General features: G+C 57.2%; 17 protein-coding genes. 3 read left to right on the top strand and 14 right to left on the bottom strand.

What is annotated here, in order from left to right:
• Positions 1 to 11 precede the first annotated feature (11 nt).
• Together ASU33_RS18235 and ASU33_RS18240 are read right to left on the bottom strand one after the other, a co-directional pair.
• On the bottom strand, positions 12 to 755 hold the full coding sequence (locus ASU33_RS18235) for a hypothetical protein (protein ID WP_059072245.1): 744 nt from the start codon (positions 753 to 755) through the stop codon (positions 12 to 14).
• Positions 756 to 791: 36 nt separating this feature from the next.
• Positions 792 to 1,043, bottom strand: coding sequence for a hypothetical protein (locus ASU33_RS18240; RefSeq protein ID WP_059072246.1), 252 nt, complete (start codon positions 1,041 to 1,043; stop codon positions 792 to 794).
• Positions 1,044 to 1,171: 128 nt separating this feature from the next.
• On the opposite strand from ASU33_RS18240, the gene ASU33_RS18245 reads away from it, so the two are divergent.
• Positions 1,172 to 1,357, top strand: a complete 186-nt coding sequence (locus ASU33_RS18245) for a hypothetical protein (RefSeq protein ID WP_059072247.1) — start codon at positions 1,172 to 1,174, stop codon at positions 1,355 to 1,357.
• Positions 1,358 to 1,415: 58 nt separating this feature from the next.
• Here the strand turns inward: ASU33_RS18245 and ASU33_RS18250 are convergent, their stop codons facing one another.
• The 4 genes from ASU33_RS18250 to recA all read right to left on the bottom strand — a co-directional run bounded on the left by ASU33_RS18250 (position 1,416) and on the right by recA (position 5,763).
• The gene (locus ASU33_RS18250) at positions 1,416 to 2,501 is read right to left on the bottom strand and encodes a sensor histidine kinase (RefSeq protein ID WP_059072248.1); all 1,086 of its coding nucleotides are present in this window, start codon (positions 2,499 to 2,501) and stop codon (positions 1,416 to 1,418) included.
• A 183-nt stretch (positions 2,502 to 2,684) separates the two neighbouring features.
• Positions 2,685 to 3,401 carry a response regulator transcription factor gene (locus ASU33_RS18255; protein ID WP_059072249.1) on the bottom strand — a complete coding sequence of 239 codons (717 nt, stop codon included), beginning with the start codon at positions 3,399 to 3,401 and terminating at the stop codon, positions 2,685 to 2,687.
• A gap of 151 nt (positions 3,402 to 3,552) precedes the next feature.
• Entirely contained in the window at positions 3,553 to 4,380 is an 828-nt protein-coding gene (locus ASU33_RS18260; protein WP_059072250.1) for a DUF3108 domain-containing protein, read from the bottom strand.
• 294 nt (positions 4,381 to 4,674) lie between these two features.
• Positions 4,675 to 5,763, bottom strand: a complete 1,089-nt coding sequence (gene recA, locus ASU33_RS18265) for a recombinase RecA (protein WP_286130649.1) — start codon at positions 5,761 to 5,763, stop codon at positions 4,675 to 4,677.
• Positions 5,764 to 6,022: 259 nt separating this feature from the next.
• On the opposite strand from recA, the gene ASU33_RS18270 reads away from it, so the two are divergent.
• Positions 6,023 to 7,069 (top strand): lipid A deacylase, encoded by a 1,047-nt coding sequence (locus ASU33_RS18270; protein ID WP_059072251.1) that lies wholly within the window; start codon positions 6,023 to 6,025, stop codon positions 7,067 to 7,069.
• On the opposite strand, the gene ASU33_RS18275 is transcribed toward ASU33_RS18270, so the two are convergent.
• Positions 7,066 to 7,623 (bottom strand): GNAT family N-acetyltransferase, encoded by a 558-nt coding sequence (locus ASU33_RS18275; RefSeq protein WP_160328237.1) that lies wholly within the window; start codon positions 7,621 to 7,623, stop codon positions 7,066 to 7,068. The two genes, ASU33_RS18270 and ASU33_RS18275, sit on opposite strands and share 4 nt — an antisense overlap.
• Positions 7,624 to 7,809: 186 nt before the next feature.
• Between ASU33_RS18275 and ASU33_RS18280 the strand changes: the two genes are divergently transcribed.
• Positions 7,810 to 8,694, top strand: coding sequence for an SDR family NAD(P)-dependent oxidoreductase (locus ASU33_RS18280; protein ID WP_059072253.1), 885 nt, complete (start codon positions 7,810 to 7,812; stop codon positions 8,692 to 8,694).
• Between the two features lie 71 nt (positions 8,695 to 8,765).
• On the opposite strand, the gene ASU33_RS18285 is transcribed toward ASU33_RS18280, so the two are convergent.
• The 7 genes from ASU33_RS18285 to ASU33_RS18315 form a co-directional block, all read right to left on the bottom strand.
• Positions 8,766 to 9,227, bottom strand: coding sequence for a hypothetical protein (locus tag ASU33_RS18285; protein WP_059072254.1), 462 nt, complete (start codon positions 9,225 to 9,227; stop codon positions 8,766 to 8,768).
• A 142-nt stretch (positions 9,228 to 9,369) separates the two neighbouring features.
• On the bottom strand, positions 9,370 to 10,335 hold the full coding sequence (locus ASU33_RS18290; protein WP_059072255.1) for an AAA family ATPase: 966 nt from the start codon (positions 10,333 to 10,335) through the stop codon (positions 9,370 to 9,372).
• A gap of 100 nt (positions 10,336 to 10,435) precedes the next feature.
• Entirely contained in the window at positions 10,436 to 11,809 is a 1,374-nt protein-coding gene (locus ASU33_RS18295; protein WP_059072256.1) for a peptidylprolyl isomerase, read from the bottom strand.
• 260 nt (positions 11,810 to 12,069) lie between these two features.
• A complete protein-coding gene (locus ASU33_RS18300) occupies positions 12,070 to 14,436 on the bottom strand; it encodes a peptidylprolyl isomerase (RefSeq protein ID WP_059072257.1) in 2,367 nt (788 codons plus the stop codon).
• 108 nt (positions 14,437 to 14,544) lie between these two features.
• The gene (locus ASU33_RS18305) at positions 14,545 to 14,955 is read right to left on the bottom strand and encodes an ATP-binding protein (protein WP_059072258.1); all 411 of its coding nucleotides are present in this window, start codon (positions 14,953 to 14,955) and stop codon (positions 14,545 to 14,547) included.
• A gap of 21 nt (positions 14,956 to 14,976) precedes the next feature.
• Positions 14,977 to 15,306, bottom strand: coding sequence for an STAS domain-containing protein (locus ASU33_RS18310; RefSeq protein WP_059072259.1), 330 nt, complete (start codon positions 15,304 to 15,306; stop codon positions 14,977 to 14,979).
• A gap of 20 nt (positions 15,307 to 15,326) precedes the next feature.
• Entirely contained in the window at positions 15,327 to 17,408 is a 2,082-nt protein-coding gene (locus tag ASU33_RS18315; RefSeq protein ID WP_059072260.1) for a GAF domain-containing SpoIIE family protein phosphatase, read from the bottom strand.
• Positions 17,409 to 17,414 lie beyond the last annotated feature (6 nt).

Consider the following 17,414-nt stretch of genomic DNA (forward strand, 5'->3'; position numbering starts at 1 on the left):
GCGGATCAGTGCTACTTACTACGATCGAGAGCCGAAAGCCGGTCGCGGCGGCGTTGCAGTATTACTTTGCGGCGCTCGGTTTCGGTGGCGTTTTGCACCAGTTTTTGCTGGTTTTCCTTAATGTGGGTAGCGTGTTGCACGTTTTGCTCCTGCAGCTGTTTGATGCGGGCAATGTTGCTCACGGTGTCGGCAGCCAAGGTTTTGATTTCCTTTTCGAGGCGAAGCTTTTCTTTTTCGGCCTCTTGCAGCTGCTTTTCGGCTTGCTCAATGGCCATGCGCGCGTAGCGTGGGCGGTAGGCTTTAGCGTAGCCCTGCACCATGGTGCGCAGTGCCGAAAACTCCGAAGCGGTTTTGTCGGGGTCGAGCCAAGTAGTGCCATTATCAAAAGCAGCAAACACTTGCACCTCGGCGGTGCTATCGGAGGGCGCTACCACGTTGGTGTACAGATCGAGCAGTTTGCCCGAAATGCTCGAAACGGGCGTTTGCTTGGCCAGCATCACTTCTTTGTTGCCGCCAATGCCCAGTACCCCGCCCGATTTAATCCTGATGTTGTAACTCTCCTTCAGGTACTGCTGCCAGTACTCGCGGGCTTCCTTGGCGCTGCCTTCTACTTGTACCTTCAGCGCGGGTCGTTCGCGCTTATCAATATTGATGGTGCTGGTGCGCACATCGTAGAGCTGAGCATGGGCGCTACCTAGGGGCAGTACGAGAGCGGCCACGCACACCAGCAGCCAACGGGTAAGCAGATTAAGCATAATCAAAGCTGGAAGAGGGGGGAAAGCAAACGGCAGCTATACCAAATCCTGTCGCTCAAGCGCGGCGGCAAAGTCGGCGCGCATTTCGGCAAAGCGGCGCAGCACGGCTGCCACAAAAGCGTCATCGAGCAGCTTAGGTAGTTCGGCATCAGAGCCCAGCAGGTCCATTTCGCTCACCTTGTAGGTTTGCTCCAACGAGCCCTGCTCGCACTTCAGCAAATACTTGCCGTTCCACGCCAGCAGCGTGAGTTTCATGTCGGGGTGTGGGATGTCGGCAACGTGGCGCATAAGCAGCAATTATGAGGCGAAGATACCACGCCGTCGCTGAGTTGCCCTAGGTACTACAACTTGCTTGCGGCCCTGGCGTAAAAAGCATAGCCGCATACCTGTATGTCTCATCACCAACACCTACAGCCATGCCACAAGGAGATAAATCGAAATACACCGATAAGCAAAAGCGCCAGGCCGAGCACATCGAGGAAAGCTACGAAAAGAAGGGCCTCTCGGAAGACGAAGCCGAGCGCCGGGCCTGGGCTACCGTGAACAAGCACGACGGTGGCGGCAAGAAGCCGGGCGGCTCGGGTCGCCAGACCAATAAGTAAGCCTAGGTAATTTGGGCTTGAAGCGCAGCGGCCACCCACATTGTGGGTGGCCGCTTGCTTATGCCTGCTCGTGTTCGGGTAAGGCGTTTTTGGCGCGAGGCAGCTTAAACTCGAGTGTGGTGCCTTCGCCCACTGCGCTGCGCACTTTGATGGTGGATTTGTGCGCCTCTACAATGTGCTTGCTGATAGCCAAGCCTAGGCCTGAGCCCCCCGCATCGGCCGCGCCGCGCGCCCGGCTTTTGTCGATGCGGTAAAAGCGCTCAAAAATGCGGTTTTGGTGCTCCTTGGGTATGCCCTCGCCATCGTCTTGCACGGCAATGCGTACGGCTTTGGCCGAAGTACGCAGTTGCACCGTAATGTTGCCCTGCTCGCGCCCGTACTTAATAGCATTGTCGATAAGGTTGATGAGTACCTGCCGAATGCGGTTGCGGTCGGCTAGCACCTGCACGCCCTCAACGGGCAAGTCGTTGGGCAGCAGGTGCAGCGTCATTTGCCGTTTGGTGGCTTTCAGCTCTAGTTGGTCGAAGATTTCGTGCACGAGCAGCACTAGGTCGAAGCGTTGCTTGCGCATACGCACCACGCCTTTTTCGAGCTGCGAAATGGTAACAAGGTCTTGCACCAAAGCATCGAGCGCATCGAGGGCCGAGGCAGCCTTCAGCAAAAACTTCTCGCGGATAAACTCTTCGTCTTCGCCGGCATCGAGCACGGTATACACGAAGCCTTGCGCCGCGAAAATGGGCGTTTTCAGCTCGTGTGATACGTCGGCCAAAAAATCGGAGCGCAACTGCTGCAGGCGCTTCAAATCGTCGAGCTCCTTTTGGCGCCGCACGGCCATGTCGAGGATTTCCTCCCGAATGCGCTTCAGTGGCTCGGGCCGAAACAAAAAACGGTTGGAGAGCTTCCGAAACTCCTTGCGCTTTACCAGCTCGAGGCCCGCGTAGATGTTGTTGATTTCGCGAAACAACAACGCCTCGAACGACAAATACAGCAGCAGAAAGCAAGCCGCAATGGTTACGCCGCCCGCCAGCACGGCCTGCTGAAAGGGCAGGGTAGGGGCCGCAAAGGCAAACGTAGTAAGTACCCCCGCCACCAACACGGCAATGATGATGGCAATAGTGCGGGAGGAAAGATTAAGGTTGAACACAAACGGAAGCGCTGATTCCCGAGCAGAAAACAACGCGCCTTTGCGCTGGGGTTCAGCGGAGCCGGCAACTGCAGCTGACGCAGCTCGGTGGTTGTTTTTCACCGCTAAGATGGCAATTCCGATTGGGTTGGCTAAGAACGCAGCCGCCACGAGGCACCTAGGGCGCCCACGCCGCCTACAATCTTAATTATCGAGGTTGAACTTGTAGCCCACACCCTTGATGGTTTGGATGTGGTGTTCGCCCACCTTTTCGCGCACTTTGCGCACGTGCACATCTACGGTGCGGGCCAGCACAAATACATCGTTGCCCCAGATGTTCTGCAGCAGTTCGTCGCGGCCAAACACTTTGTGAGGTGAAGCGGCCAGGAAGGCCAGCAGTTCGAATTCCTTTTTGGGTAAGCTGATTTTGCGGCCGTCCTGGTACACGGCAAAGCCTGTGCGGTCGATGCGCAAACCGTTGATGTCGATAACGTCGGAAGTGGGGGCGCCGGTAGGCTCCAGGTCGCGCCGAACCACGGCGGCCAAGCGGCTCATCAGCGCCCTAGGTTTGATGGGCTTGCTGAGGTAGTCGTCGGCGCCGGCATCAAAAGCGGCCACCTCCGAAAACTCCTCCGAACGAGCTGTCAGGAACAGGATGTAGGTATCCTTGAACTTGGGCATGGCGCGCAGCTCGCGGCAAGCGGCAATGCCGTCGAGGTGCGGCATCATCACGTCGAGCAGCACGATATCGGGCGAAAACTGCTGCGCTACTTCCAGGGCCTTGCGGCCATCGGGGGCGGTAGCTACGTCGTAGCCTTCCTTGCGCAGGTTATACTCGAGCAACTCCACGATGTCGGGGTCGTCGTCCACTACCAGAATTTTGTAGGCAGTAGTGGCAGCAGAAGCGGCGGGCTGTTGCACAGGAGTAAAAGGCTAAGTGAATACCAAACGCATTACGGCTGCAAAAGTACCGTTTGCATCAACAGGCGGCGTATTACCTTTTTGTGAAGCACCAAGGCCTTAGGTAACAGCCCCTAAAACAACAGCGCCGCCCTAGGTGGGCGGCGCTGCGCTAGTTTTTGGCGACCATGGCCAGCTTATGTTTCAGGCCGCTATACTTGTACATGTCAATCTTCACCGAGCCCACAAACATTTCGGCCTCGAAGAGCACCGGAATCTTGTTGCGGTCGTCGGAGAAGTACACCGAAATGGCGTCTTCGCCACGGAAGAGCTTGTTTTTGGGCATGCGGGGCACTAGCCGAATGGCCCGTACCACACCGGATTTGGTTTCCACGTTCTGGCGGCCTTTGTAGGTCACCGTCATGTCAAATACCTCGTCGTCGAAGAAGCCCTGCACCTTAATCTGCTCGCCTACGCGGCGGTTGCTGAAGTCGACGGTACGCAGGAAGTAAAAGCCGCTTACCAAGTCCTGCACGTTGTCGGGCACTTTGTAGCTGCCGCGCTTTACGTCGTTCTTGTTCTTCTTGTGCGATTCTACAGCGGCCATGTCGCGGTAGTGGTCGAAATCGATGGTTTCGCGCTTGCGGTAGCTGTTTTCCTCGATGTTGCGGTAAAAGCGCTGCGGCAAAATGCTGGCCGTGTCGATGTAAGAACGCCAGGTGTCGCGCACCTTCAGAAACATATCAAATGAGCCGTTGGTACGGCCCGTAACAGTGGCACGGTAGCAGGGCCGGTCGTTTACGCGGTGGATATCGTCGGATACCTCAATGGTAGCCTCGGCAGCGTTGATGAGGCCGTAGTGAACTTTGTATTGCACCACCTCGCCGCGCCCAAAGCTTTCGTTACGCACGGTACGCGGCGCCTCGGTGGGCGCAAAAGCCGTAAGCCCCACGCTCAGCAGAACGGGCAAGGAAAGCAAAAGCCAGCGGCGACGTTTCATGTGAAGTAAAAAGAAATCCAATAAGAAGGGTGCTAACAGGTTACTACGCAAAGCGGGTGCCAAGCAAATATACCAAGCACCCCGAGCTAAGAAAAGAGCTCCATAGGCTTACGGCCCGAGAAAGTATGTAGCGTAACGGCAGGCGCCAAGGTTATCGTTCGAGCTGTGCGCAAATTGCTGTTTTAGTGCAAGTTGCTCTGTAATGGTAACAAACACCTAGGCTTTGGGTGCAACAAAAAAGCCCGCTGCAAGGGCAGCGGGCTTTTTCAATTTAATGGGCAGAACAAGCGCGGCTTAGAGGGTGTCTTCGCCGTCTTCGGGGCCGCTCATGTCAACCGGAATAGCAGCTTCCAGTGCTTCGGGCTCGCCCTTAGCCATGGCGCGTACTTTGGCTTCGATTTCGTCGGCCAGCTCGGGGTTGTCCTGCAGGATGGTTTTCACACCCTCGCGGCCTTGGCCCAAGCGGTTGCCGCCGTACGAGAACCACGAGCCCGACTTTTGGATGATGCCCATGTCGGTGGCGAGGTCGAGGATTTCGCCCACTTTCGAGATGCCCTCGCCGTAGATGATGTCGAACTCAACCACCTTGAAGGGCGGTGCTACTTTGTTCTTCACCACCTTCACCTTGGTGCGGTTACCGGTTACGTTGTCTTTGTCTTCTTTGATCTGGCCAATGCGGCGGATGTCGAGGCGTACCGAAGCGTAGAACTTCAGGGCGTTACCACCGGTGGTGGTTTCGGGCGAGCCGAACATTACGCCGATCTTTTCGCGCAGCTGGTTGATGAAGATGCACAAGCAGCCGGTTTTGTTAATAGTACCGGTGAGCTTACGCAGGGCCTGGCTCATCAGGCGGGCGTGCAAGCCCACTTTCGAGTCGCCCATGTCGCCTTCCAGTTCGCCTTTCGGCACCAGGGCAGCAACGGAGTCGATTACGCAGATGTCGATGGCACCCGACGAAATCAGCTGGTCGGCGATTTCGAGGGCTTGCTCACCGTTGTCGGGCTGCGAGATGATCAGGTTTTCGGTGTCGATGCCCAGCTTTTGGGCGTAAATGGGGTCGAAGGCGTGCTCGGCGTCGATGAAGGCCGCAATGCCACCCTTTTTCTGGGCTTCGGCAATAGCGTGCATCGTGAGCGTGGTTTTACCCGACGATTCCGGACCGTAAATCTCAACGATACGGCCTTTGGGCAAACCGCCAATACCCAGCGCAATGTCGAGGCCAAGCGAACCGGTGCTGATAGCGGGGATGTCGCCCACTTTGTTGTCGCTCAGCTTCATCACAGTGCCCTTGCCGTAGGCCTTGTCGAGCTTGTCCATCGTGAGCTGAAGCGCCTTGAGTTTCTCGGCGTTCTGGTTCACCGTTTTGTCAGTGGTTGCAGCCATTTGTGCGTGCTTTGTGGAGATATGATGTAGGTTTGATGTCGCTGTTGGGCGATGCCGCCACTTCAGTTACTAAGACTGGGAAAACCCCGCTAGCGTCCGTTGCAGGCAGCTTTTTCTAACACAGCCGAACCCCGTTTTGTGCCGACTTGGCAATAAATATATGAGAAAATATTTGCTAAAACTATTAGCCACTGGGGTTCTGTGTTTTATAAACTTATTAGCATGGGCGCAGCTAGATAACCGAGCGTTTCAGTACCGTATGACTGTACGTGCCGAGCACAATAGTCAGTTGCGCTTAGCGGTTCAGGCATTTCTTTTCTCCAAGGACAACGAGTATTTCAACAAGATATTCGAAGGCCGCACGTACTACGGCACGCAATTGGCGCCGCGCTTGGTGTACTACCCAAGTCCGAAGCTGAGGCTCGAGGCCGGCATCTTTCTGTGGAAAGATTATGGCACTCCACGCCTGCGCCAGGTACGGCCATTGTTTACGGCGTTGTACCAAACGGGCCCGCACCGCTTCTTGTTCGGCAATATCGAAGGCCACCTGAACCACGGCTACATCGAGCCCATCTTCGATTTCGAGCGTGTGATGCTAAACCGCTTGGAAGAGGGCATTCAGTACCAGCTAAAAACCCACCGCTTCAACGTAGATGCCTGGGTGGACTGGCAACGGCAGCAGTACCGGTTTAGCAACTTTCAGGAGGAGGTAGCCGGCGGTTTGGTGGCCGATGTAAACGTGGTGCGCGATACCACCGCTGGTTGGTTGGTGCGCGTGCCGCTGCAGTTTTTGGCTACCCACCGCGGCGGACAAATTGATACCATCGAAAAACCCCTGCAAACCTTGTTTAATGTAGCCAGCGGTTTGCGCGTGCGCAAAGAGCTGGGCGGTTCGTTTCTGCACAGCCTCTACGCCGATGGCTACGGAGTTTACTTTCACGATTACTCTTTCACGCGTGAGCTGGCCTTCAAGCGTGGCACGGGTTTGTACCTCAACCTAGGTGCCGATACCCGTCTGAGCAAAGTGCAGGTAAGCTACTGGCGTGGCAACGGGTTTGTGGCCCCGCAGGGCGGGCCGCTGTACCAGTCTATTTCTTATACTGTAAACGATGCCGATTACACCGAGCGCAACCGGCAGCTACTGATTCTGCGCTTTTTCAGCGACTACAAGCTTACCGACGGGCTAACGCTCTCGACGCGCTTCGAACCGTTTTATGACTTTACCAGCCGACAAGTAGAGTTTTCCTTTGGGGCATACATCAACTTCAACCGCGAGTTTTTCATCGCAACCCTGCAACGCGATTAGAACGCTGCGTGCCCTAGGTAACTCGTGCGGCTAAGGGTGTAGTGCCAAATGCTGGCGTCGATGTCGGCGGCGCGGCGGAAGCCGATGGCCTCGGCCGTGGCTTGGCTACGTACGTTGGCCGCACGGCAACGCAGCGTGAGCTGGCGCGCCTCGAGTTGCTCAAAGGCATAATCTACTACGGCACGCAAGGCCTCGCGAGCGTAGCCAAAGCCCTCGGCTGCGGCGGCCAGGTAGTAGCCAATTTCGCCCGAACGAATGCGGGGCGAATCGGGCTGCAGGCTGATGTCGCCTAGGTAGCAAGTGGCCGTGCTGTTCCAGATGCCCCACACCAGCAGGCGCCGCTGGCGCCAATTGTCGTGAAAGGTGCGCAGCGTACGTTCGGCGTCGGCCAGGGTACGAACCGACGTAACCCGACGCGGAAAGGCCGGCTCGAGGCGGTAGCGCTCGGCATTAAGCAAGGCAAAAAACGCCGGGGCATCGGAAAGCACATAGGGGCGGAGCAAGAGCCGCTCGGTGCGCAACGACGCCGGTGCGAGAGTGGGCAGCAAACTCATAGGCAGCAGAACTCTTTGCCACACGCAAGCCGCCCCCAAACGGTTGCACTGCGCAGCCCGCATCGGCGCAACTAGGGCAACCCCGTAGCTAATGGTTCGTTAGCCTGAAGCACTGCGCTAGCTATGCCTGCTCGGGCACCTAGGGCGGCGTGTTCTACTACATCAACCACACCAAAACACCACATTATGAACCGACTGCAAGGCAAAGTTGCCATTGTTACGGGCGGCGGGGCCGGTATCGGCGAGGCCATTTGTAAGAAGTTTGCCAACGAGGGCGCCGCCGTTGTTGTGTGCGGATTTCCGGAAGACCCCGTGCAGGAAGTAGCCCAGGAAATAATAAAAGCCGGCGGCCGGGCCGTAGCTTTTGCGGGCGACATCTCGAAGCAGGAAGAAGCAGAAGCCTGCGTAAAGCGGGCCGTGAAAGAGTTCGGCCAACTTGATATTCTCATTAATAACGCCGGCGTGTTTCCGGCTACCGCTACCATTGATGAATATCCCGTAGAGGCGTTTCAGTACATGGTGAAGAATAATATTTACTCGTGCTTCATGATGACGCGGGCTGCCATTCCGCAACTACAAAAAACCCGTGGCAACATCGTGTCGGCAGGTTCGGAGGCAGGCTGGATGGGCATTGCCGAAAACACACCCTATGGCGGTACCAAGGCCTTTATTCATGCGTTCATGAAAGGCGTGGCTACCGAACAAGCCAAGGAAGGTGTGCGTGCTAACTGCGTGTGCCCCGGCCCCGTTGACACCGCCTGGACACACAAGGAAACCGGCCCGATGTCGGCCAAAATGGAAAAGCAAACCGTGGAGGGCACCCCCATGGGCCGCCGCGGTACCCCCGAAGAAGTAGCCAACGTGTACCTGTTCCTGGCATCCGACGAAGCCAGCTTCGTTACCGGCGCGCTGTACTTCGTAGATGGGGGCGTAACCAACTCCAAAGGCCCGCACGGAGCCGAGGTACCGAGCAAGCTCAAGCAAGAACCCGAAGGCGAGCTTGACCTGCGCCACGACATGGACGGACACGCCGAAATACGGAAGCAAGATCAGTGGCAGCACCTAGGGTAGCATTGGTATACAACAGAAAGCCCCGGCTGCGCAGTGTGCAGACGGGGCTTTCTGTTGAAATCAAACTCGCACTAACGCTGTACCGGCAGCGTCGAGATAAGAGCGGCCTCCGAGAGGTGCGGGTGGCGGTACTGCGCCGGGCTACCTAGGGATTGTTGCGTGCGCATCACGTTTACCTGGCGAGCAGCTTCGTTGAAGAACTCGAGGCGGCGGATTAGCATTTCTTTGGTGAGCACGCGGCCTTCGGGCGTAAGCATGTAGGATTTCCAGTCGTCGAGAAAACGCTGCATAATGGCGTTGGCCTGATCAAAGCTGGCTTCGTACTGCTGCTTGAACTCGGCTACGCGCTGCAGCCCATCGGTGGTGAGCTTGATGGCAGCGCCGCCTTGGTTAAGGATTTCGCTGAGCACGTACACCTCCAGCGGCAGCGAGGTTTCGAGCGCCGTGGTGCGCAGGTCGAGGCCGGCGCGCAGGGCGTCGTCTACCATGTGCAGGTTGCGGGGAAAGCTTTCGTAATAGCCTTGAACTTCCATGGGGGTAGGGCAAAATAGCGCGGCGTGCCGAGTGCCACCTAGGCCGCTCGCGTGCCGACTTCAAGTAGCAAAGGTACTACCTAGTTACACATGCCAAATGCAGCGGCTACACGCGGCACAGCTTTTGGGCCGAATTAGCTGCCTACAGCAGTTCTTTTACAATCTGGTCGACGGTAATGCCTTCGGCTTCGGCCTTGAAGTTGCGCACCACGCGGTGGCGCAAAATGGCCGGCGCTACGGCGCGCACGTCTTCGATATCGGGCGAGTACTTGCCGTTGAGCAGCGCATTGCACTTAGCACCTAGGATGAGGTGCTGCGAAGCCCTAGGCCCGGCACCCCACTCGAGCAGTTGCGAAGCCCGTTGGGCAGCGCGCTCGGTGTTGGGGCGCGTTTTGTGCACCAAGCTCACGGCGTACTCAATCACGTTGTCGGTTACGGGTACGCGGCGCACCAAGTGCTGGAAGGCCTCAATCTCATCGGCGTGCAAAATCTTTTGCACGGTGGGCTTAATGTCGGCCGTGGTGTTCTTCACAATCTGCAGCTCGGCCTCGTAGCTGGGGTAGTCCAACGTGATGTTGAACATGAAACGGTCGAGCTGGGCCTCGGGCAGCGGGTATGTACCCTCTTGCTCGATGGGGTTTTGCGTCGCCAGCACAAAGAAGGGGCGTTGCAGTGGGTAGCGGCGGCCCGCTACCGTAACGGCGTACTCCTGCATCGACTCAAGCAGCGCGGCCTGCGTTTTGGGCGGCGTGCGGTTAATCTCATCGGCCAGGATAATGTTGGCGAAGATCGGCCCCTTCACAAACTGAAACTCGCGCTGCTGGTTCAGCGTCTCCGAGCCGACAATGTCGGAGGGCATCAGGTCGGGCGTAAACTGTATGCGGTTGAACGATAGATCGAGCGCGTTGCTGATGGTTTGCACCAGCAGTGTTTTGGCCAGGCCCGGTACGCCAACCAGCAACGCGTGGCCTTGCGCAAACACGGCCGTCAGCAGCAGCCGCACTACGTCGTCTTGTCCTACAATTACTTTTCCGATTTCCTGCCGCAGCGTGCGGTACGATTGGGCCAGCGCGTCGGCGGCTTCCTTATCCGATGAGTATGTGCGCATGCTTGCTTGTATAGTGAGACAGAAGACGTAATAAGTGCGGGGAGGTTGTACGGCCCAGCCGCTTCAACCTCCCCGCACTCGTTATACGTTGCTCGCGCGGTTACTCCGCATCCAGCACTTTGCAGCCGGCGTATTCTGGGTCGACCTCGATAAATACGGTGCCGCGGTTACGCAAAAACCACTCATCCAAGGCTTTGTTCTTTTTCTGGTTGAGTGCCGCCGTGGCAATCTTCTGGTAGTCGTCCTTCAGGTTGGCTTGGTGCGGCGGCGTATTCGATTTCAACCAAATAATCCGCACGGCATCCTTGCCGTCGTCGGTACGGTAGGGCAGGGGTTTGCTGATGCTGCCCACCTTCATGGTATCGATGGTGAAGAAGATGGCCGGGTCGAGCTGATCGAGCGGCAGGTAAGAGCTGCCGTCGCGGCGGTTTTGCAGCAAGCCGCCGTTGCCCGCCGATTCTTTGTCTTCGGAGAAGTCCTTAGCCGCCTTCGCAAACGTGATGCTGTCCTGCTGAATGCGCGTGCGCAGCTTGTTCAGCTCAGCCGTAGACGCATCCACATCAGCTGAGCCCGAGGTAGGCTTCATCAGGATGTGGCGCGAGTTGTAGCTGTCGCCTTTCCGCTCGATAAGCTGAATAAGGTGGTAACCAAACTGCGACTTAACAATGGGCGAAAGACCGCCGGGCTGCAAACGCAAGGCCGCGGCTTCGTACTCGGGCACCAGCTCTTTGCGCTTGAAAAAGCCTAGGTTGCCGCCATCTTTAGCCGATACGGGGTCTTCGGAAAACTGCTTGGCCAGCGTAGCAAAGTCTTCACCGGCCAAGATGCGCGCCCGTAGGTCGTTCATTTTGGCCAGGGTAGCCTGCTCGGCCTTTTGGTCGGGCTTGGCCAGCTTTACAATTTGGCCTACTTCAACCTCGGTGGAGTAGTAGGGCAGCGAGTCTTTCGGAATTTTGCTGAAAAACTGGCGCACCTCGCGGGGCGTCACCGTCACCTTGCCCGAAATCTGGTCCTGCATTTTCTGCTGAACCAGCTGCTCGCGCACCTGCACGCGCAGTTCTTCTTTCAGCTGCCGGATGGACTTGTTGTAGTACTCCTCAAGCTTCTTCTCCGAGCCAATTTGCTGGATAAAGTAGTTCATGCGGCGGTTTAGCTCGCCGTTTACCTGGTCGTCGGTTACGGTTACCGAGTCGGTTTCGGCTTTGGCCAGCAGCAGCTTGTTGAGCGTGAGCGACTGCAGAATGCGGCAACGCAAATCGGGCGGCAGCGGCTTGCCTTCGGCTTGCTGTTGCTGCTGCAGGTAAATATTCTCCAAATCAGAGCGCAGCACAATCTGGTTGTCCACCTTCACCAAAATGCCATCGGCCACGGGCTTGCCCGTGTTGCGCGATAGGCCGGCTAGCGCCTGGGCTTGGGCACCTAGGGTGTGAAGGGCCAGCAGCACCAAGGCCGCCAATCGAAGTAAGTGAGTCATGTCGGATAAAAAAGCAGCTACGGAGCAGGCTTGCCGGGCACTACGGCCCTAGGTGCGCACCTACCGCTCCGCTAGGCAAACGCTAAACGCGGCCGGTAAATTTCAGCATAAATAGCCGAGCGGGCAAAAAGCCTTCGAATTAGGCGCTTGCCAAGAGCAAGAGCCACCTAGGGGCCAATTGGGTTGCATGCCGCTTGGCAAGTAAAAACCCTGACCTAGGCCAGCCTAGGTCAGGGTTTCGGGAGTAGGGCAAGGAGCCGCTACTTGGTTACGAGTTTGTTTACCTCGGCTTCGTTCACCTTCACCGGGTACTTGGTGCGCAGTTCCTTAATCCACTCCTGCTCCAGGTAGTTCTGGTAATCGGAGGTGGCTTGACCGCGGGCTTCGTTCAGGCTCTTGGGGCCAGCGGGCAGTACTTTGTCGATGATAACGGCGTAGTAGCGGCCATCCTGTTGCACGTTGTAGGTGCCGGGCTGCTGCGGTACGCCATCCACCACTTTGCTGTCGCCTTTCGGGAAAGCGCGCTGCTGAATTTGCACTGCCAGCGGGTTGCTACGGTTCAAACGCTGCTCGATAATAGCAGGGTTGCGGGTGGAGCCTCGTAGGAATACGCCATTAACAGCAGCAGCGGTGCTGGCTTCTTTGCCGCCCAACTGCTGGCCTGCTAATACGCGTTTGGCCGGTACGCCTTTGCTGGTGAGGAAAGTGCGCACCTGCGTAGCGCGTTGGGCCGCCAGCGGAATGGCAGCGTTGGTTTTGGCGTAAGCCGTAGCCGTAATGCTCAGCGTGGTGTCGGCCAGCATTTGGTTGGCTAAGCTTTCAAGAGCCGACATGCCAGCCGCTGTGAGGGTAGCCGATTTGGCGTTGAACGCCACCGTAGCTGGAATGCCCTGGTCGGTAGGCATCGATGCCTCGGCAATGCCTTTGCCAGTGGGCTTGCTGAAGTACGTAACGGCCTGGCTGCGCAGCTGGGGCGTTGCCGCGCTGATGAGGGTGGCCTGCACGCGGGGCTCCCACTGATACTTAGCCTGATTGGCGGCGAAGTACTGCTTCAGGCCCACCGTATCCTCGATGGCTTTCGACCACACCTTCTCGTCCATCAGCTGGAACAGCAGAATACCATCGCGGTACTCCTTTACGAGCATGCGGTAGTCTTCGTACTTGGTTTCGAGGTTGGCGCGTTCGTAGTCCTGCAGGCTCTGATCGACGTACTGATCGTAGAGCAGCTGCATGGCGTGCTGCGGTGTAGCACCGGCGCGGGGCTGCTGGCGCTGCTCGGCAAACGTCAGGAGATCTTTAATGGTGTAGGGCTTCGCTCCGATGGTGAACAGTGGCGCTGTTGGCATCAAGGCAGTGCTCTTCTTGCCTTTGGCTGGTTGGCTAGCAGCCACCCGGTTCATAAAAGCATCGGCTTTCAGAGTGCCTTTAGTAACCGAGGTATCGGCTTGGGCAAGCAGTGCATCGCGCATGGCGGGCACTTCGGTAAAGCGGTTTTCGGTGCGGATACGCTTCAGGAAAGCCGTGCGATTGAGCTCGGAGCGCGAGTCGCGGGCTACCTTCTGCTTCAGGCTGGCTTCCATCTGCTCAAACGACGGAACCGATTGTTTCTCGATCAGCCGGATAATGTGCCAGCCGTACGGCGTTTGTACCGGAGCCGAAAGGTCGCCGGACTTTTGCAGCCGGAAAGCGGCCTCCTCAAACGACGGAATCATGCGGCCGGTGCCAAAAGGCGGTAGCTCGCCGCCACCCGAGGCCGAGCCCGCGTCCTCCGAAAACTGCGCTACCAGCTTTTCCCAGTTTTCGCCTTTGCGCAGGCGGCTGTACAGCTCGTCTACTTTTTTCTTGGCTGTCACCGAATCCGCTTTAGGCATGCCCGGCGTGGCCCGAATCATCAGGTGCGCTACTTTGATTTCGCCCTGCGCGGGGCGCATATCATTTACCTTGATGACGTGGTAACCAAACCGCGTACGCACCGGCTGCGATACCTGGCCAACCGGGGTTTTGTATGCTGCGGCCTCAAAGGGGTACACCATTTGCAGGGCCGTAAAGTACCCTAGGCGGCCGCCATTTTCGCGCGCCGAGGGGTCCTCGGAGGCTTCGCGGGCTACCTTCTCAAAGTCCTCGCCGCCGGTTACGCGCTGGCGCAGCGCCGTAATGCGCTGGTAGGCCGCAAGCGTATCCTTCGGGTCGGCTTCGGGCGTAATGCGCACCAGAATGTGCGAGGCGTTTACCTCCTTCTGCATGTGCTCGTAGGCCTCGCGCACCAACTGGTCGGTTACGCTCTTCTCGGTGAGGTAGGGCTGAGCCAACTGCTGCTTGTAGCCGTCCAGCTCACGCTTGAAGGCTTGCGTGGTATCGAGGCCGCGTTGTTCGGCCTCCAGCACCTTCAGCTTAAAGTTGGTGTACAGATCGAGGTACTCCTGCACGTTTTCGCGCGAGCCGGCATCAGGGGCAGAGCTGTTGTTTTTGCGGTATACATACGCAAACTCCGAAGCAGGCACCTCCTGGTTGCCGAGCGTCATGAGCACCGGCTGTTTGGTAGAAGCAGTGGGTTTAGTGCTTTGGCACGAAGCCAGAAACGCAGCCGCTAGTGCGGCGCCGGAAAGCAGAATGCGGTTGTTACGCATACAAAGTAAATGACACAAAAAAGCCGTCCGCATCCTGGTCGCGCCAGTTGCGGACGGCTGCTTGTTGCAATGTTAAGCAATTTTCGGATGCCGCCGAGGGGCTGAGGATCAGGCCAAGCGCTTGCGCAACCGACAGAAATTGCGGTTGCCAATGGTTGCGAATTCTACCTGATCCATTATGCGGTTGACGAGGGCAATGCCTACGCCTCCTTTCTTACCCATGCGGATGTGCTCCTGAATGTCGGGGTCTTGGTAAGCTGCGGGCGAAAACGACTGCCCATCGTCTTCGGCCTCAAACCGGAATTCGTCGTCGTCGATGGTCACCCGAATGTCGAGGTGCTTCGATTCGTCCTCGTGGTTGGAGTGGATGATGAGGTTGGCCACAATCTCATCGACGGCCAGAATAATCTGGTTTTGCAGAATATCCGACAGCTTATAAGCGGCTAGTACGCCAGCCACGAAGTCGCGCACCGTCTTCAGGTTACGGCGGCTGCAACTGATGCGGATGGCGTGCTTCATGGGCTCGATGGTGCTAGCAAACTAAATAGCCGTGGCTTCTTGCTCGGAGGGCACAATCGTCATAAGCGAATCCAGACCTAGGATTTCGAACACGTTGTGTACTTTCTCCTGCATGTTAAAGAACACCAGCTTCACGCCGGCATCCTGAAAGCGCTGCAAGTGCGAGATAAACACGCCGAGGCCCGCCGACGAAATGTAATTCAGGCGTTGGCAGTCAATCATCACCTTGCGGTAATTCAGAATTTCGGGCTTTGTGAGCTCGTTGTCGAGCAACACGGAGGAGCTGGCGTCAAGCTCGCCGTCGAGGCCGAGCGTTAAGGTATCGTTGGCTGCGTTCTGTACAATTTTCATAGGATATGTCTACGAGGCAGCTACGCCATGGGTTGAGCGTTCTTAAACTTGATGATCAGTAGCGTCTGGTCGTCGAAGGGCGGCAGGCCCCGGCTGAACTGTTCTAGATCGTTGATAATGGCTTGTTTAATGTCCTCGGCCTCCAGGTAGTGCGAGCGAGCCAATAGTTGGCGTAGGCGCGCCTCGCCGTACTCCTCGTCCTCGGCATTACGCGCCTCAACAATGCCGTCGGTGTACATCACCATTACGTCGCCAGGGTTGTAATCGTAGTACATATTCTTGATGCGCTTCTCGTACGAAGCGTCGCGAATGATGCCCAAGCCCAGGCCTTCGGTCTGGAAATAGAAGGTTTCCTCGGTAATGGCGTTGTAGTACAGCGTATGGCAGTGCCCCGCGCGGGCAAAGGCAAAGCCGCGCTCTTTGTAATCGATGATGTAGAACGAGGCCGTAATAAACGAGCTGCGCTCGAGGCAGTGGCTCAGGGCCTGGTTGGCCATGGCCATAAACTTGCTGGGCTGCAGCGGCTGGCCCTTTTCGGGGCGGTCGAGCAGCATCAGCGAGTGGAAGATACCTTTCATCTGGGCCACGTGGAAAGCCGCCGTGGTGCCTTTGCCCGATACATCGCCGATTATGATGGCAATACGCGACGAGCTTAGCTGCAAAAAGTCATAAAAGTCGCCTCCTACTTCGCGGGCCGGCAGGCTGTGCCAGCGAATCTCAAACCAGCTGTCGGCGGGCAGCGTCTTCGGAATAAGGCCCTCCTGCACCAAACTGGCAATCTTGAGCTCCTCTTTCACGCGCTCGTTTTGGAGCGAGTCTTCGAGCAGCCGCAGGTTTTCAATGCTGAGTACCGTTTGGCTGGTAAAGATTTGGAGCAAGCTCAGGTTTTCGCGGTCGAAACCCTGGCGGAAGCGCTTGAGCAGGTACAGCGTGCCGTAGTGGTGCTTGCTCGAGCGCAGCGGCATCACAATCAGCGAGCAGTACCCAAGTCCTAGGGCCCTGAAGCCCGCGCTGTGGGGGAGGTCGTTGTTGAGGTACTCGATGTGGCCGATGTTGTAATCGGATAGCAGCTGGCAAATGCCCTGGCGGGTATCGGCATCTACTTGGTACTCGAGCAGGGGGGTGGGGTTATCATCGGCAAGGTCAAGCCAAGCAGCATCGGCCTCCACGGTTTGCACCGACGAATCGAAGAGCAGGTTGTAAACCTCTTGCTCGCTTTGGCCCTTCTGAATAAGCTGGGCCAAGCGTTGCATGCTGAGAATTTCCTCGCGCTTTTGCTCAAACACACCAGCTGTGGGCAGGTTAAACAGCGTTACCAGCAGGCCCATTACGGCATAAAAAGCCGCAAAAAAACCAGTTAGTAACAGGAAAGCATGTTGCGCCAAAGGTCCGGCCAAGCTGGGCTCACGCTGCAGCCGCAAGAAGTACACTAGGCACACCGCCATACCCCCCAAAATGGCCGCTTGCAGAAATACCACTTCCCATTTCTGCCGGCGGTTGAGGTAGGCCACCCATTGCTGATGGGCACTGAGGTAAACGCCCAAACCTGCCAGCACGGCCATTACAGGGAGCAAAGGCCAATGCAGCTCGCGGCCCTGCACCAGCCTAAACAGCAGCGTGGCACCTAAGAGCAACTCAAACCACTCCCACTCGCGGCGGGTAGAGGGCTGTGCCCGGAAGTGCACCAACGAACGCCACGTGTAGCACGTGCGGGCCAGAAAGTAAACAAACAGCCCTAGGTTAATGGTATAGAGCGTGTTGAGCAGGATTGGTTGATTGCCAATGGTTTCGGGTAGCAACCAATGCCCCGCCAGGTGTAAGCCAACCACCGCAGTGGCCAACAGGCCAGGTCCAAGTAGCAACTGCCGCAGCAAGGGTACAAATTCGGCCCCGCGCAGGCGGTCGGGGCGGGAGCGTTCGTACACAAACACACCGGCCGCAAAGGCCGCTTGCGTAGCCAGGATAAGCCAATCGGGCGGGGTACCCCATTGCGCAGCAGCCGGCTGATGAGCCCGCAACAACATGCAAACCAACAAAGCCAACCAGCTCAGAACCGCGAGGGGCAATGCGGCTGGAAGAAGCTTTTCGCGGAATGCAATCATGCAAGA

It is taken from the genome of Solirubrum puertoriconensis (assembly GCF_001483135.1).
In the GTDB taxonomy this organism is placed as follows: domain Bacteria; phylum Bacteroidota; class Bacteroidia; order Cytophagales; family Hymenobacteraceae; genus Solirubrum; species Solirubrum puertoriconensis.

Excerpts from the sequence above, each read along its gene's own strand:
- recA (WP_286130649.1), bottom strand. The coding sequence starts at position 5,763 with ATGGCTGCAACCACTGACAAAACGGTGAACCAGAACGCCGAGAAACTC.
- ASU33_RS18245 (WP_059072247.1), top strand. The coding sequence starts at position 1,172 with ATGCCACAAGGAGATAAATCGAAATACACCGATAAGCAAAAGCGCCAG.
- ASU33_RS18300 (WP_059072257.1), bottom strand. The coding sequence starts at position 14,436 with ATGCGTAACAACCGCATTCTGCTTTCCGGCGCCGCACTAGCGGCTGCG.
- ASU33_RS18305 (WP_059072258.1), bottom strand. The coding sequence starts at position 14,955 with ATGAAGCACGCCATCCGCATCAGTTGCAGCCGCCGTAACCTGAAGACG.
- ASU33_RS18295 (WP_059072256.1), bottom strand. The coding sequence starts at position 11,809 with ATGACTCACTTACTTCGATTGGCGGCCTTGGTGCTGCTGGCCCTTCAC.
- ASU33_RS18240 (WP_059072246.1), bottom strand. The coding sequence starts at position 1,043 with ATGCGCCACGTTGCCGACATCCCACACCCCGACATGAAACTCACGCTG.
- ASU33_RS18285 (WP_059072254.1), bottom strand. The coding sequence starts at position 9,227 with ATGGAAGTTCAAGGCTATTACGAAAGCTTTCCCCGCAACCTGCACATG.
- ASU33_RS18235 (WP_059072245.1), bottom strand. The coding sequence starts at position 755 with ATGCTTAATCTGCTTACCCGTTGGCTGCTGGTGTGCGTGGCCGCTCTC.
- ASU33_RS18315 (WP_059072260.1), bottom strand. The coding sequence starts at position 17,408 with ATGATTGCATTCCGCGAAAAGCTTCTTCCAGCCGCATTGCCCCTCGCG.
- ASU33_RS18260 (WP_059072250.1), bottom strand. The coding sequence starts at position 4,380 with ATGAAACGTCGCCGCTGGCTTTTGCTTTCCTTGCCCGTTCTGCTGAGC.
- ASU33_RS18280 (WP_059072253.1), top strand. The coding sequence starts at position 7,810 with ATGAACCGACTGCAAGGCAAAGTTGCCATTGTTACGGGCGGCGGGGCC.
- ASU33_RS18310 (WP_059072259.1), bottom strand. The coding sequence starts at position 15,306 with ATGAAAATTGTACAGAACGCAGCCAACGATACCTTAACGCTCGGCCTC.
- ASU33_RS18290 (WP_059072255.1), bottom strand. The coding sequence starts at position 10,335 with ATGCGCACATACTCATCGGATAAGGAAGCCGCCGACGCGCTGGCCCAA.
- ASU33_RS18270 (WP_059072251.1), top strand. The coding sequence starts at position 6,023 with ATGACTGTACGTGCCGAGCACAATAGTCAGTTGCGCTTAGCGGTTCAG.
- ASU33_RS18275 (WP_160328237.1), bottom strand. The coding sequence starts at position 7,623 with ATGAGTTTGCTGCCCACTCTCGCACCGGCGTCGTTGCGCACCGAGCGG.